Raw genomic sequence first — 13,649 nt, 5'->3', positions numbered from 1 at the left:
CGCTTCAGCCATTGTTTCAGAATTTTGCGGCTTCTGTGACGTACTTGGCACCGGGACGCGCCAGAAGACGCGGCGGTGCCGGGCCCGGCGGGTGCCCCGCAGCTGCTCCGGTGACGTTCCGGCGGCTGCCCGTGCCCCGCAAACTGTCAGGGTGCACCGGTAGAATGAGCCTCCTACCAGCCCCTAAGGAGCCCCGTTGTTTGGCTTGACCATCCTGGACCTCGCGTTGATCCTGACGCTGTTGTCCTACCTGATCTACGGCCTGCGCAACGGGTTCCTGGTGACCCTTGGCGGCATCGCCGGGTTCGCCGCCGGAGCCGTGGCCGCGTTCTTCGCGGTGCCCCTCGTCAGCGACCTCGTCGGCGACCCGGGGTGGCGGCTCACGGCCATCATCGCCGCGACCGTGGCCTTGATGATGCTGGGGCACGGGCTCGGCACCATGATCGGCCGGCGCATCCGCAGCGTCGTCAAACCCAGTCCGCTGCGGTTTGTGGACCGGGTGGTCGGCGGCGGCGTCAACGTCGCCGTGTCTGCCCTGGTGATGTCCATGCTGGCCTTCAGCATCAGCGCCCTCGGCGTCCCGCTGGTCTCGCAGCAGCTTGCCGACTCCAAGGTGATCGGCTTCATCGACGGCGTCACCCCCACGCCCGTCAAGGCTTCCCTCGCCCAGCTGCGCTCCGCCGTCATCGGCGACGGTATCCCCACCCTGTTCGAGGGGATCGGTGGCCAGCCGGTCCCCGTCCCGGACGCCAGCACCGACACTCCCGCGCTGAACCGCGCCTCGGCATCGGTCTTGAAGATCGCCGGCACTGCCTACCAGTGCGGCCAGAACCAGACCGGGACCGGGTTCGTCGTCTCAGCCGGGCGCGTGGTGACCAACGCGCACGTCGTGGCGGGCGTGCCCGAACCGGTCGTCGAGGTGCCCGGCGGCGGCGCGCTTCCCGGCCGGGTGGTCTACTTCGACAGCCAGCACGACCTGGCGGTCCTGGCCGTGGATGGCCTCCGCTCCGCACCGCTTCAGTTGAGCTCCAACCTGCCCGCCGGCAGCCAGGCCGCGTTCGCGGGGTACCCGCACGGCGGCCCGTTCCAGTCCAAGCCGGCCGCCATCCGGGACATCGCCACCGTGTTGGTGCCGGACATCTACGGCAACAACGCCGCTCCGGAGGATGTCTACCGGCTGGCGGGCGACGTTCAGCCCGGCAACTCCGGCGGCCCGCTGCTGACCACGGACGGCCAGGTTGCCGGGGTGGTCTTCGCGAAGTCGACGTCGGAGAACTCCCTCGGGTTCGCGATCACCATGAACGACCTGGGACCGGTCGCGGCGAAGGCCTCCGGCCTGGGGGACCCGGTCTCGCCCGGGCAGTGCATCAAGAAGTAGGCCTTAGCCCGTGCCCTCGAGCCATTCCAGGCTCTGGCCGTGGGGCCCGGCCGCGGCCACGGGCACGCCGTCCTCCATCACGAGGAAGCGTCCCCTGAGCCTTGCCTCGTCCATCTCCGGCACCACACTGGACCCGTCCGGCTGCATGATGACCATGTGGCCCTCGTTCGAGATCCAGTGGCAGCCCCGGTCCGCGGCGAGCAGGGCGATGGTGTCCCGGAAGCGTTCCCGCCCGTCCGCGTCCAGGTAGGCCATTACCGCGCTGTGGAAGACCACCAGTGCGGCCTCCGGCGGGGCCTCGGCCGCGAGGCTGACCAGGTGCTCGTTCAGGTCGCCGGCCACGAGCCGCGGCGGCGTGGCGCGGGCGACGGCGATCGCCTGCCGCAGCCGCTCGCGGCGGAAGTCCTGTTCGGGCCAGACCAGCGCCTCCAGCCACGCGACGTCGTCGGGATTGTTGACGTCCAACGGGTTCAGGTCGATCCCCGCCCGCCACGCTACCTTGGGCACCTTGTGGGGCAACGGGACCGGACCCTTGGTGGCACAGCGCAGCACCGGGTAGCTGCCCGGCGCCGCATCCGGCGGGTCCAGCCGCCTCAGGGCGCCGCCGTCGACGAACTCGTACCCGTACCGGTCGGGGAACAGGCTCAGCCCGGCGGATGCGCCGACCTCCAGCAGGGCGAGGGGCCGGTCCTCGGCCTCGGCGATCCTGGCCAGGGAAGGCAACAACGCGGCGCACCGGCCGGCCTCATTGGTCTGGGTGGAGCGCGCCAGGACCGTTCGGGACACCTCGTCCCAGTGTGAGTCCAGGAAGGCCCGGAACTGCGGGTAGGGTCCGGTCGTGGCCCCGGCATAGCGGGCCGCCGCCAGCAGCAGGAGGGGCTGGCGCTTGGCGTGCGGCCACCGGTCGATGCGTTCCAGCAAAGCGGGGTCCTCGGCGATGTGTAAGGACCAGTCGGCGTAGCAGGGGGAGTTGCCCGGGGCGTCGACGGTGCCGAAGTGCCGGTACCAGTCCGCGGTGGTGCCGGTCCCTGCGGCCGGGCTCATGTCAGACCCGGCCCGAGTCCAGGGCCGCCAGGTAGTCCACGGCGAACCGGTAGCCGAGGATGCCTGCGCCCGCGATGACCGCCTTGCTGATGTCCGAGAGGTAGGACGTGTGCCGGAACGGCTCCCTGGCGTGCACGTTCGTGATGTGGACCTCCACGGTGGGGAGCTGGACCGCGCTGATCGCGTCACGGATGGCCACCGAGGTGTGGGTGTAGGCGCCGGCGTTCAGGACAATGCCGATGGCCTTGCCGCGGGCGGCGTGGATGGCGTCCACCAGCGCGCCCTCGTGGTTGGACTGGAAGCACTGCACCGCCAGGCCGTGGGCGGCAGCGGCCTCGGCGGCGAGCCGTTCGACGTCGGCGAGCGTTGCCGTGCCGTACTTCTCCGGTTCCCGGGTCCCCAGCATGTTCAGGTTGGGCCCGTTGAGGACCAGGATGGTGCCGCGCCCGGCGTCGGTGACGGCGCCGTCGGTGGCGGCCCCGGGGGAGATCGCTTCGCTCATGGTTCACAATCTAGCGCGTCGCGGGCCTCCCATGCCGCGAGCCGGTCGATCCGGCGCAGGGCGACGGCGCAGACGAGCAGGTACGGGGGTGCCCACCAGGGGACGGTGAAGGTGACGAGACAGCCGCCGGGGGCGGCGCCGACGCGGTGTCCGGTGGCGGCCACACCTGCCACCTCCCAGGACCAGGCCCGGCCAACCTCAGGGGAACGGCCGTCAAAGGAACCGTCGTCAGAGGCGCCCTCCTCGAAGGAGGTGACGGCGAAGGGCAGGCTCACGCCTACCACGGTCCGGACCCTGCCCCGGCTCCCGGCGCGGAGCAGGTGTTCCCCGCCGCCGGGGCGGTGCCCTGCCAGCTCCGCCCCGGTAATCGAGGGTCCCCAAAGCGGCCAGAACCTGATGTCGGTGAGCAGGCGCCACACCACCGGGGCCGGCGCGGCGATGCGGCGGGAGACGCTCCACCGTCTCCCGCCCACCACCGCAGCAGCCCCGGGCCGAGGCTTTTCTGGCCGCCGGCCGGTCACTTCTTCAGCGAGGCCGCGATCTGTGCCATCACGGTGTTGTCTGCCAGGGTGGTGGCATCTCCCACCTCGCGGCCCTCCGCCACGTCCTTGAGCAGCCTCCGCATGATCTTGCCGGACCGCGTCTTCGGCAGTTCCGGGACGATCAGGATGGTCTTGGGCTTGGCGATCGGGCCGATCTCCTTGCCCACGTGGTTGCGGAGTTCCTGCACCATCGCGTCGCCTGAGTCCACGGCGTCGCCGCGCAGGATGACGAAGGCCACGACGGCCTGGCCGGTGGTCTCGTCAGCGGCGCCAACCACGGCGGCCTCGGCAACCGCCGGGTGGGACACCAGCGCGGACTCGATCTCGGCCGTTGAGAGCCGGTGGCCGGAGATGTTCATGACGTCGTCGACCCGGCCCAGCAGCCAGATGTCGCCGTCGTCGTCTTTCTTTGCGCCGTCGCCGGCGAAGTACATCGTCTCGAACCGGGACCAGTACGTGTCTTTGAACCGCTCCGGGTCACCCCAGATGCCGCGCAGCATGGAGGGCCACGGCTCGCGGATCACCAGGTAGCCACCGGCGCCATTGGGGACGGACTCGCCCGCCTCATCCACCACGTCCACAGCGATGCCGGGCAGCGGCACCTGCGCGGAGCCGGGCTTGGTGGCCGTGACCCCGGGCAGCGGGGCGATCATTTGCGCCCCGGTCTCGGTCTGCCACCAGGTGTCCACGATCGGTGCGGGATTCTCCTTCTTCTCGCCGTTGGCTCCGGCGTTGGCGCCGATGACCTCGCGGTACCACATCCAGGCTTCGGGGTTGATGGGTTCGCCCACGGACCCGAGGACCCGGATGGAGGAGAGGTCGTACTTGCCGGGGATGTCTTTGCCCCACTTCATGAAGGTCCGGATGGCCGTCGGGGCGGTGTAAAGGATGGAGACCTTGTACTTCTGCACGATCTCCCACCAGCGGCCCGGGTGCGGGGAGTCCGGCGTGCCCTCGTACATCACCTGGGTGGCGCCGTTGATCAGCGGCGCGTAGGCAACATAGGAGTGGCCAGTGATCCAGCCGACGTCGGCCGTGCACCAATACACGTCCGTCTCGGGGTGCAGGTCGAACACAGCGCGGTGGGTGTAGGCCGCCTGCGTGAGGTAGCCGCCGGTGGTGTGCAGGATGCCCTTGGGCTTCCCGGTGGTGCCGGAGGTATAGAGGATGAACAGCGGGTGCTCTGAGTCGTGGCCGACGGCGGTGTGCTCGGCGGAGGCGCCATCCACGGTGTCAGACCACCAGTGGTCCCGGCCCTCGTGCCAGTCCACGTCCTGGCCGTTGCGCTTGACCACGACCACGTTCTGGACCGTGTGGCCGGTGCCGTCACCTTCGTGGGCGAGGGCCTCGTCCACGGCGGACTTGAGCGGGCTGGGCTTGCCGCGGCGGTAGGTGCCGTCGGCGGTGACGACGAGTTTGGCCTCGGCGTCGTCGATGCGGGAGCGGAGTGCCTCGGCCGAAAAGCCCCCGAACACCACCGAATGGATGGCGCCGATCCGGGCGCAGGCCAGCAGCGTGATGACCGCCTCGGGGATCATCGGCAGGTAGACGGCGACCCGGTCGCCCTTGACGATGCCGAGGGACTCGAAGGCGTTCGCGGCCTTCTTCACTTCCTCGGTGAGCTGGGCATAGGTGTAGGTCCGGGTGTCGCCGGGCTCGCCCTCGAAGTGGATCGCCACCCGGTCGCCGTTGCCGGCCTTGACGTGCCGGTCCAGGGCGTTGTACGCGGCGTTGACTTCGCCGCCGACGAACCACTTGGCGAAGGGCGGATCGGACCAATCCAGCGTCTGCGTGAAGTCCTTGTTCCAGCTCAGCAGGCTGCGGGCCTGCTTGGCCCAAAACGCCGGCCGGTCGGCGTCGGCCTCCGCGTACTCGGCTTCGGTGACCACGGCATTGGCCGCGAACTCCGCCGAGGGGGCGAACTTCCGGTTTTCCTGCGACAGGTTTTCGAAGGCGTCGCCCTGCCGGGCGGGGACGGTGGACCCGGGGGTCTGCTGGGACATGGTGAACCTCATCATTCATCGATCCGTGCTGCGCGGACGCCGTGCTCAACCGCTCCCGGTGCCGCCTGCGCGGCTCCGGGCACCGGCCGGTCACGGACGTGCCTCGTGTGCTGTTCCGAAATACACCCTAGCGCCCGGCCCTGACAGAACGTGTGCCCCGTCACATCGACCGCCGCGAACGGTGTTTATTTAGCGCCGAGCGGCGCCCCGGTGCCGCGCTCCGCCGGGGGCGGCCGCGCCGTGGGAGCCGCCGCGAAAGACTTCGCAATCTGGTGCTGGAGTGACGGCCGGTCAGCTAGTGATCGGTCCGGCACTTGGTTAGGCTGAGATGAAGTCGTGACATCCGATGGGGGCAAAGGGGACCGCTAAGGGTCCCTTTTTTGCCTGCCGTTAGGCCGCACTGTCCAGGGTGCGGCCACGCTAAGGAGAACAGAATGAACGAGCAAGGCAACGGGCAGCTCCGCGCGCCCAACCGCACCGACGGACCGGCGGAGCAGCAGTCCTCCGTGCAGGCGCCGTCCCACGGCAGGGCGGAGCAGCCGCGTTTCACCGTGGACAAGCCGAACATCAAGAACAACGAGGCTGTTGCCGGCCCGTTCACCGTCCGGGACCTCACCGTCTTCGGGTCCGTCCTGGTGCTCTTCGTCGCCTCCCTGATCCCGATGTTCGCGGTCCGGTACAACCTCTGGAACCTGGGCAGCCTGTTCTTCCTGGGCCTCGGGATCCTCCTGCCGCTGATCGTCGCCGCCCTGTTCGTCGCCCGACGGGTCAGCCCGGGCACCCGGCTCCGGGTCGGATCCCTGTCTGTTGACCAGTTCGGCTCCGTCGTCGCGAGCTTCAGCGTGGCGTTCTTCTTCCTGGCCGCCGCCGGCGCCTTCGTTCCCAGCATGCTGCTGGGCCTCATCGGCGCGATCGGTCTCTTCACCGCCACGGTCCTTGGCCGCCTGATCCCGGCGCTCGCCGGCGACTTCCTGCACCGCGCCGAGGCCCCCGCCCACGTCGTCGCCCGCGAGGCTGCCGCCCCGGTCCGCCGCCCCCGTGCCCCCAAGGCCGCCAAGCCGGCCGCCGAAGGCTCCGCCTCCAAGCCGGGCGCAGCCCTGGCCGGCTGGGCCAAGCGGATGAGCCCCTCCGGCGGCCCCGCTAGCAGCGCGGCCCCCGAACCGGCCCCCCGCGGATACGAAGCGCGCGACGCCGCCCAGGCCGCCCGCCCGGCTGCCGAGCCCGCCACCCAGGCCCACGGCGTCGTCGCGCCGGCCGCCGCCCGTCCCGAAGCGGTCCACGCGCCTGCGGCTCAAGCCGCGGAAGCCACCGCAGCCCACCCAGCCCCGGCCGCAACCGCGGCGGCTGGGTCGGCGGCGGCTGGGTCCTCACCGGCCGGGGCCAGCGCATCCGTCCCCTCCGAATCCGTGGCCCCCGCCGGCAAGCAGGCCGACGCGGCCCCCGCCTCCGAGCAGACCCACGCCGCCGCGGCGCCAGTCCCGCCCGCCGGTCACGACGCCCCGACGGCCCTCACGCCGCAGGTCCGCCAGCAGGAACCCATTGGTGCCACAGTCGACCCGGCCAGCCGTCCCGAGCAGGGGAGTGCCCAGCCCGCCTACGAGGCCTTCTGGTTCGCCGTCGCCCAGCCACGCACCGCCGTCGATGAGCGCACCGGGACCCCGTCCTTCGTGGTCGAGCCCGGCGGCTGGGTGCTGGCGCTCGAAGACCGCGGCCATGAATTCCTCGTCCAGCACACGGACGGACGCGTCGGAGTGCTCCGGGACCTCAGCAACATCGAGCGCGGCTAGGCCCGCCGTGGCCAGCAGGTCGGGGAAGCAGGCGGCGGCCGGGGCGGGCACCGGCGCGGCCGGTGCGCCCCGGGGTGCCTCCGGCGAGAGCATGCTGGCGCTCAAGCGCCGGGCCCGACGCATCAACCGCGCGCTGGCCGAGCAGTACCCCTACGCCCACGCAGAACTGGACTTCCGCAACCCGTTCGAACTCGTGGTCGCGACGGTGCTCTCCGCCCAGACCACGGACGTGACCGTCAACCAGATCACGCCGTTGCTGTTCGCCCGCTACCCGGACGCGCGCAGCCTGGCCGAGGCGGAACCGGCCGAACTGGAAGCGATCATCAAACCCACCGGATTCTTCCGGGCCAAGGCGCGGAGCCTGATGGCGCTGGGCACCAGGCTCGTCGACGAGTTCGACGGCGAGGTGCCCGGCCGGCTCAAGGACCTGGTGACGCTTCCCGGCGTCGGCCGAAAAACCGCCAACGTGGTCCTCGGAAACGCCTTCGGAATCCCCGGAATCACCGTGGATACGCACTTCGGCCGCCTGGCCCGGCGCTTCGGGTGGACCGACTCGGACGACCCCGTCAAGGTCGAATCCGACGTCGCCGAACTGTTCGAACCCCGGGACTGGACCATGCTCTCGCACCGCGTCGTCTTCCACGGCCGGCGCGTCTGCCACTCCCGCAAACCCGCATGCGGTGCCTGCGCGGTGGCCAACTGGTGCCCCAGCTACGGGGCCGGCGAAACGGATCCGGAGAAGGCCCGCAAACTCCTCAAGTACGAGCTGGCACCCGGCCAGGAAGAGCTGCTGGGGAAGCTGCTCGCCGAAACCCACCGGGCCGCGGAAATCCGGATGGAATCGCAGCGGAGGACGCCATGACGGCCCGGCAGGACCTGATCGACCTGGTGGCCGCCGTCGAGGCCGGAACCGCGCCACCGCCGGACCCGCGCTGGCGCGAACTCTCCGTGTCCGCGGGGGAGCGGGTGCGGCGCGCCGCGGTGCTGATGCTGTTCGGGTCCCTCGACGACGTCCCCGCCGCCTCCGTCAAACTGCTGGCCCCCGCCGACCTGGACGTCCTGCTGTTGCAGCGCGCCCAGACCCTGGACGACCACCCGGGCCAGGTGGCCTTCCCCGGCGGCGGCATCGACCCCGGCGAGACGGTGACCGAGGCCGCGCTCCGGGAAGCCGAGGAGGAGACAGGCCTGGATCCCGCCGGCGTCGAGGTCCTGGGCATCATGCCGGAGCTGGCCCTGCCGCGCGGGAACTTCCTGGTCACGCCGGTCCTGGGCTGGTGGGCGTCGCCGTCGCCGGTGCGCGTGGTGGACTATGGCGAGTCGTCCCAGGTGTTCCGGGTGCCGGTGCGGGACCTGCTGGATCCGGACAACCGGATCATGGCCACCGTCAGCCGCGCCGGGCAGACGTTCAAGAGCCCCGCCTTCGCCGTCAACGGCGTGGTGGTCTGGGGATTCACCGGGATGATCCTGAACCAACTCTTCGACCAGCTGGGCTGGTCCGTCCCGTGGGATCGGACCCGCCTGCACGGGGTGGACGCCTAGACAGGCGTGGCGGAATTGTCCACCACCAGTCCGGTGGCGGCGTTTTCCCGCACCGCGGTGATCCCGGCGGCGGCTCCCCGCAGGCTGTGGTACAGCGGCGAAACGGCGACGACGGTGCCGTCCGGCGCCGTCAGCGTGAAGTAATACGACTCGTTTCCGGCCGCCGCGATTTCGAATGTGCCAGCCACGTTGCTGTCCCCTCGTTTCCTGCCTGCATCACTATGTGGTCCCTTCCGCGCGCCCGGCCGGAGGGCCGGGTGTCGACGGGGGACTTTGTGAACGTAACAAGGCCCCGACCGGCGCTGCAACGCTACCGCCGGGTACGTTACGCAGCGGGTCCCGGGGGAGCGGGGCGTTGGCCTGCGGGCGTTACTTGGCGTTGTCGTAGGAGTCGACGACGGCGACGCTCACCGGGAATTCCACCGGGATCGGACCGAACAACAGGTCCTTGGCCGCGGCAGCTGATTCCTCGATGGCACGGGTGCAGGCCTCGACGGCGTCGTCCGGGCAGTGCACCATGACCTCGTCGTGGAGGAAGAAGACCAGTTCCCCCACGGGACCGCCGCCGGCGCGCATGGCGCGCAACCGCCGTCGTAGTTCCGCCAGCCAGCAGGCCGCCCAGTCCGCCGCCGAGCCCTGCACGACGAAGTTGCGGGTGAACCGGCCGCGGGAACGGGCCAGGGACTCGGCGCGGCGCTGCTCCTCCGCGGTGGCCGAGCGTTGGCTGCGCAGCCACCGTTCGGAGGGCGGCGGGCTGCTGCGGCCAAGGCGCGTGGTCACGGTCCGGCCCGCCTCGCCGTCGCGGGCGGCCTGTTCGACGAACCCCACCGCCTGCGGGTAGGTACGGGCCAACTGCGGCATCAACCGTCCCGATTCGCCCGAGGTGGCCCCGTAGATCGCGCCCAGCAGGGCCACCTTCGCCTTGGCGCGGTCGCCGCCGAATCCCTGCGCCGCGATGCCCGCGTAGAGGTCCTTGTCCCGCGCGGCGTCGGCCATCCGGGCGTCCTGGGCGAGCGCCACCAGTACTCGCGGTTCCAGCTGGGAGGCGTCCGCGACGATCAGTTTATGGCCGGGGTCGGCGTGGACGGCGCCGCGGATCTGCCGCGGGATCTGCAGTGCTCCGCCGCCGCGCGAGGCCCAGCGCCCGGAGACGACGCCGCCCACCACATACTCGGGCCGGAAGCGGCTGCCGGAGACCCAGGCGTCCAGCCAGGCCCAGCCGTTCGCCGTGTACAGCCGGGCCAGCTTCTTGTATTCCAGCAGGGGCCCGATCGCCGGGTGCTTCGCCTCCTTCAATTCCCATTGCCGGGTGCTCTTGACCTCGATGCCGTTGCGGTGAAGGGCCCGCATGAGGTCCTGCGGAGAGTCCGGGTTCAGGGCGGGCGACTGCAGGAGGGTGCGCAGTTCGACGGTCAGGGCCTCGAGTTTGGCCGGCCGGTGTCCCGGGGCGGGACGGGGCCCCAGGAAGTCAGCGAGGATCTGTTCGTGCAATTCCTCGCGCCAGGGCACCCCCGCGTGCTGCATTTCCGCGGCGATCATCGCGGCGGCGGATTCGGCCGCGAGGAGGAGCTGCAGGCGCTGTTTCTGCCGGTCGCCGCGGTCCGGGGCACCGGCCAGGGCTTCCTGCTGGGCGGCGTATTCGATTCGAAGCTGCTCGGGGGAATGCCGGGGCGAGGCGGCGGGCAGCAGATCATCGAAGAGGGCGCCCTGATCCGCCGGCGGGGGCGGAGGTTGCAGCATCCGGGGCGGCTGCTGCTCGTCCCCATCCTGGGTGAGTTTTTCGGCCGCCCGCGCATAGGGCGTCCCGGCGGTGAATTCGGCGTGGGCGAGAATGGCCCCGCACAGGGTCAGGTCGTAGCAGCGTTCGACGTCGACACCGGCGGCCAGCAGCGACGGGTACCAGTCCTGGGTGCGGAGCCAGATCCAGCGGGGCCGCTGCCGTTCCAGGGTGCGGACGACGCCGGGCAGATCGGCGGCGGGCACCACGCGGATGTCGGGCGCGGCGGGATCCGGGGCGCCATCCGGGGTAAGGCGTTGGAGGGCTGCGCCGTCGGGGTGGGCGGCGAGCAGCACATGCATGGGATCAATTCTGCCCTGTGGTCGGGCCCGTCCGGTCACGGCGCTTTGGCCGGTCCTCCACATAGCACCCGGTTGTCCACATAAGAGCGTCCGCGGCTCTCCTTCCGCCGCGATGGTGGGGATGGTGGACCCATGAACAGGCATGAGCTGACGAGTGTTTCTCCGGAGCGATCGACGGCCGGGGTGCCGTTTCCCGGCCCGCCGTGGCAGGGCACCGGCGCCGGCGGCCGGAGGGCGGGTCCGGGGGAGCCCCGGTGGCTGCCGGACACCCAAGAGGCCGGTGGCGCCGCCGACACGTTGCTGGTGACCGCGTCCGAGCCACTGCGCCTGGAGGTCGAGCGCATCGTGGCGGTTACCGGGCGGCAGCTGACCTGCGTCGCCGGCGTCGAGGAGGCAGCGGCCTACTGGGCCGTGGCCGGAGCCGTGTTGGTGGGCGGTGACATCACGGAGCTGCCCTACCGGCGGCGCGCACCCGCGGTGGTCGTTGGATTGAGCGGTGACGGGGACGGGCTCTGGCGCCTGGCCGCCGCCGTGGGAGCCGAACGCGTCGCGGTGCTCCCCGAGGGCGGCCCGTGGCTGGCCGAATACCTCAGCCGTTCCGGGAGCGAAGAGCCGGGCGGTCACGTCCTCGGCATCGTCGGCGGCTGCGGCGGCGCTGGCGCGACCACGACGGCGGTCTGGCTGGCCCAGGAAGCCGCTCGCCAGGGCGTCCGGGTACTGCTGGTCGACGGCGACCCCTGGGGCGGTGGTCTGGAGCTGGCGCTGGCCGCCGAGGAGGAACCCGGCCTCCGCTGGCCCGACCTCACGGATGCCAGCGGGAGTATCGACCCGGCCACGCTGCACAGCGCCCTGCCGGTCATTGGGGGTTTCTCCTTCCTGTCGTGGCCCGGGAACCGGCAACCGGGCCCGGCGCTCGGGCCCGCCGCGGCGGCGGTGGTGCTGGACGCGGCCCGGCGCGGCTATGAGCTCGTGGTGGTGGATACCGGCCGCGGACGGGAGGCGCTGCGGGCGTTTGGTTGGGAGTGCGACAGGCTCCTCGTCGTTCTGCCGGCCCAGCTGCGCGCCGCCGTGGCCGCGGCCCGGCTCGTTCCCGAGCTGCCGCCGGTGGAGACCTCCCTGGTGGTCCGCAACCGTCCCGGCGTCGCCGTCGACGAGCAGCTGCTGGCGGAATGCGTCGGGCTGCCGGTGGCGGGCGTGTTGCCCGAAATCCGCGGGATCGCCGCCGCCACCGAGCTCGGCCGGCTGTTGGAGACCGGGAACCGGCGCAGCGTGCAGCGGTTTGCCGCGGCGGCCCTGGATGCTGCGAGCGCGGCGGTCCCGTGAGCGCCCACGCCGCGGCTGGTCCGGTGGACGCGCCAAGCCTTGGACAACGGCGGCAGCGGGAGGTCAGCCCCGGCCCCGATGCGGGGCTGCTCGAAGCCGTCCGGACCTCGGTCCTGGCCGACGCCGGACCGGTCACCGCTTCCCGGGTGGCGGCCGCCGTTCAGGCGAGCGGACGGTTGCTGGGCACCGCCGGCTCGTTGGCCGCCGTGGAAACCATCAGCGCGGAGCTGACCGGGCTCGGCCCGCTGCAACCGCTGGTGAGGGACCCGCTGGTGACCGACATCTTCGTGAACGGGCCGACCTCCGTCTGGTTGGACCGCGGCCGGGGCCTGGAACGCGCACCGGTGACCTTCACTGGCGAGGCACAGGTCCGTGCGCTGGCGGCGCGGCTGGTGGCTGCCGGCGGGCGACGGCTCGATGACAGTTCCCCGTGCGTCGACGTCCGGCTGGAGGGTGGCTTCCGGGTGCACGCGGTTTTGCCGCCCATTTCCACCGGTGGGACGCTGCTCAGTGTGCGGATCCGCCGGGCCACCGTGTTCTCCCTCGACGAACTGGGGCGTGCCGGCCTGTTCGGGCCGCTGCTGCGGACCGTGCTGGAGCGGATCGTGGAGCGGAGGCTTAGCTTCCTGATCAGCGGCGCCACGGGCTCCGGGAAAACGACGCTGCTGGCCACTCTTTTGGGGCTCTGCAGTCCCAGGGAGCGGCTGGTGCTCATCGAGGACGCTGCGGAACTCAACCCGGTGCATCCGCACGTCGTGTGCCTGGAGTCGCGGCATACCAACATTGAGGGCGGCGGTGCCGTGGACCTGGGCGAACTGGTCCGGCAGGCGTTGCGGATGAGGCCCGACCGGCTCATCGTCGGAGAGTGCCGCGGGGCGGAGGTCCGGGAGTTGCTCACGGCCATGAACACCGGCCACACGGGAGCCGGCGGCACCATCCACGCGAATACCGCCGCTGCCGTGCCGGCCAGGCTCACGGCGCTCGGGGCGCTCGCCGGACTCGGCCCGGACGCCGTCCGGCTGCAGGCCGCCAGCGCCCTCGACGCGGTGGTGCACCTGGACCGGACCCGTCACGGACGGCAGGTGGCATCGGTGGGGCTGATGCGGGACGACGGTTCCGGACTCGTGGTGGCCACCGCCCTGGAATCGGCCGACGGCGCCGTGCGGGCCGGCCCGGCGTGGCCGGCGTTGGCCGCCCGGCTCGGGCTGCCGGTCACGGCGGTCACCGGCTCCTTGCCGCCGGGGCTTCCTGATGAGGGTGCGGAGGCGCCGGGGTTCTTCCTGCCCGGAACGACGCCGTGACTGTGTTGCTGGGTGTGGCCTTGGCGCTAGCCGTCGGGGTCCTGAGTGGTTCCGTCCGCCCGTCCCGGCGGCGGATGCGTGTGGCGCTCGCCGATCCATCGGCGCCGCCGGGACCGGGGCATCGACCGGCTGTGCCCGGTACGGATAGTGG

12 protein-coding genes are annotated in these 13,649 nt (G+C 71.5%); 6 read left to right on the top strand and 6 right to left on the bottom strand.

The features are described from left to right. The first annotated feature begins 196 nt into the window (after nucleotides 1-196). Entirely contained in the window at nucleotides 197-1,378 is a 1,182-nt protein-coding gene (locus QWJ39_RS02765) for a MarP family serine protease (RefSeq protein WP_290256163.1), read from the top strand. A gap of 3 nt (nucleotides 1,379-1,381) precedes the next feature. Here the strand turns inward: QWJ39_RS02765 and QWJ39_RS02760 are convergent, their stop codons facing one another. From QWJ39_RS02760 to acs, 4 genes are read right to left on the bottom strand one after another with little or no spacing between them, the layout of a single operon-like run. Beyond that, nucleotides 1,382-2,422 (bottom strand): DUF2332 domain-containing protein, encoded by a 1,041-nt coding sequence (locus tag QWJ39_RS02760; RefSeq protein WP_290256162.1) that lies wholly within the window; start codon nucleotides 2,420-2,422, stop codon nucleotides 1,382-1,384. Nucleotide 2,423: 1 nt separating this feature from the next. After that, entirely contained in the window at nucleotides 2,424-2,924 is a 501-nt protein-coding gene (gene aroQ / locus QWJ39_RS02755; protein ID WP_290256161.1) for a type II 3-dehydroquinate dehydratase, read from the bottom strand. Next, on the bottom strand, nucleotides 2,921-3,397 hold the full coding sequence (locus QWJ39_RS02750; protein WP_290256160.1) for an SRPBCC family protein: 477 nt from the start codon (nucleotides 3,395-3,397) through the stop codon (nucleotides 2,921-2,923). The genes aroQ and QWJ39_RS02750 overlap by 4 nt, the downstream gene beginning before the upstream one ends. A gap of 44 nt (nucleotides 3,398-3,441) precedes the next feature. Continuing rightward, nucleotides 3,442-5,469, bottom strand: coding sequence for an acetate--CoA ligase (acs, locus tag QWJ39_RS02745; RefSeq protein WP_290256159.1), 2,028 nt, complete (start codon nucleotides 5,467-5,469; stop codon nucleotides 3,442-3,444). 434 nt (nucleotides 5,470-5,903) lie between these two features. On the opposite strand from acs, the gene QWJ39_RS02740 reads away from it, so the two are divergent. The 3 genes from QWJ39_RS02740 to QWJ39_RS02730 all read left to right on the top strand — a co-directional run bounded on the left by QWJ39_RS02740 (nucleotide 5,904) and on the right by QWJ39_RS02730 (nucleotide 8,795). Then, the gene (locus QWJ39_RS02740; protein ID WP_290256158.1) at nucleotides 5,904-7,256 is read left to right on the top strand and encodes a hypothetical protein; all 1,353 of its coding nucleotides are present in this window, start codon (nucleotides 5,904-5,906) and stop codon (nucleotides 7,254-7,256) included. Nucleotides 7,257-7,347: 91 nt separating this feature from the next. Further along, complete coding sequence (gene nth, locus QWJ39_RS02735; RefSeq protein ID WP_290256482.1) at nucleotides 7,348-8,118, top strand: endonuclease III; 771 nt, start codon at nucleotides 7,348-7,350, stop codon at nucleotides 8,116-8,118. After that, nucleotides 8,115-8,795, top strand: a complete 681-nt coding sequence (locus QWJ39_RS02730) for a CoA pyrophosphatase (RefSeq protein WP_290256157.1) — start codon at nucleotides 8,115-8,117, stop codon at nucleotides 8,793-8,795. Before nth ends, QWJ39_RS02730 begins: the two co-directional genes overlap by 4 nt. Here the strand turns inward: QWJ39_RS02730 and QWJ39_RS02725 are convergent. Together QWJ39_RS02725 and QWJ39_RS02720 are read right to left on the bottom strand one after the other, a co-directional pair. After that, nucleotides 8,792-8,983 carry a YegP family protein gene (locus tag QWJ39_RS02725; RefSeq protein ID WP_290256156.1) on the bottom strand — a complete coding sequence of 64 codons (192 nt, stop codon included), beginning with the start codon at nucleotides 8,981-8,983 and terminating at the stop codon, nucleotides 8,792-8,794. The two genes, QWJ39_RS02730 and QWJ39_RS02725, sit on opposite strands and share 4 nt — an antisense overlap. 181 nt (nucleotides 8,984-9,164) lie before the next feature. Next, nucleotides 9,165-10,874 carry a bifunctional 3'-5' exonuclease/DNA polymerase gene (locus QWJ39_RS02720; RefSeq protein ID WP_290256155.1) on the bottom strand — a complete coding sequence of 570 codons (1,710 nt, stop codon included), beginning with the start codon at nucleotides 10,872-10,874 and terminating at the stop codon, nucleotides 9,165-9,167. 132 nt (nucleotides 10,875-11,006) lie between these two features. Between QWJ39_RS02720 and ssd the strand changes: the two genes are divergently transcribed. Beyond that, on the top strand, nucleotides 11,007-12,197 hold the full coding sequence (gene ssd, locus QWJ39_RS02715) for a septum site-determining protein Ssd (protein WP_290256154.1): 1,191 nt from the start codon (nucleotides 11,007-11,009) through the stop codon (nucleotides 12,195-12,197). 23 nt (nucleotides 12,198-12,220) lie between these two features. Continuing rightward, nucleotides 12,221-13,498 carry a TadA family conjugal transfer-associated ATPase gene (locus QWJ39_RS02710; protein WP_290256481.1) on the top strand — a complete coding sequence of 426 codons (1,278 nt, stop codon included), beginning with the start codon at nucleotides 12,221-12,223 and terminating at the stop codon, nucleotides 13,496-13,498. The last annotated feature ends 151 nt before the right edge of the window (nucleotides 13,499-13,649 follow it).

Origin of the sequence: Arthrobacter sp. YD4 (genome assembly GCF_030410515.1) — a bacterium.
In the GTDB taxonomy this organism is placed as follows: Bacteria; Actinomycetota; Actinomycetes; order Actinomycetales; family Micrococcaceae; genus Arthrobacter.
Note: the sequence above shows the minus strand (reverse complement) of the source record. Positions and strands in the feature narration are given on the sequence as shown.

Coding starts and splice junctions, on each gene's coding strand:
- QWJ39_RS02760 (WP_290256162.1), bottom strand. CDS start 2,422: ATGAGCCCGGCCGCAGGGACCGGCACCACCGCGGACTGGTACCGGCAC.
- aroQ (WP_290256161.1), bottom strand. CDS start 2,924: ATGAGCGAAGCGATCTCCCCCGGGGCCGCCACCGACGGCGCCGTCACC.
- acs (WP_290256159.1), bottom strand. CDS start 5,469: ATGTCCCAGCAGACCCCCGGGTCCACCGTCCCCGCCCGGCAGGGCGAC.
- QWJ39_RS02740 (WP_290256158.1), top strand. CDS start 5,904: ATGAACGAGCAAGGCAACGGGCAGCTCCGCGCGCCCAACCGCACCGAC.
- nth (WP_290256482.1), top strand. CDS start 7,348: ATGCTGGCGCTCAAGCGCCGGGCCCGACGCATCAACCGCGCGCTGGCC.
- QWJ39_RS02730 (WP_290256157.1), top strand. CDS start 8,115: ATGACGGCCCGGCAGGACCTGATCGACCTGGTGGCCGCCGTCGAGGCC.
- QWJ39_RS02720 (WP_290256155.1), bottom strand. CDS start 10,874: ATGCATGTGCTGCTCGCCGCCCACCCCGACGGCGCAGCCCTCCAACGC.
- ssd (WP_290256154.1), top strand. CDS start 11,007: ATGAACAGGCATGAGCTGACGAGTGTTTCTCCGGAGCGATCGACGGCC.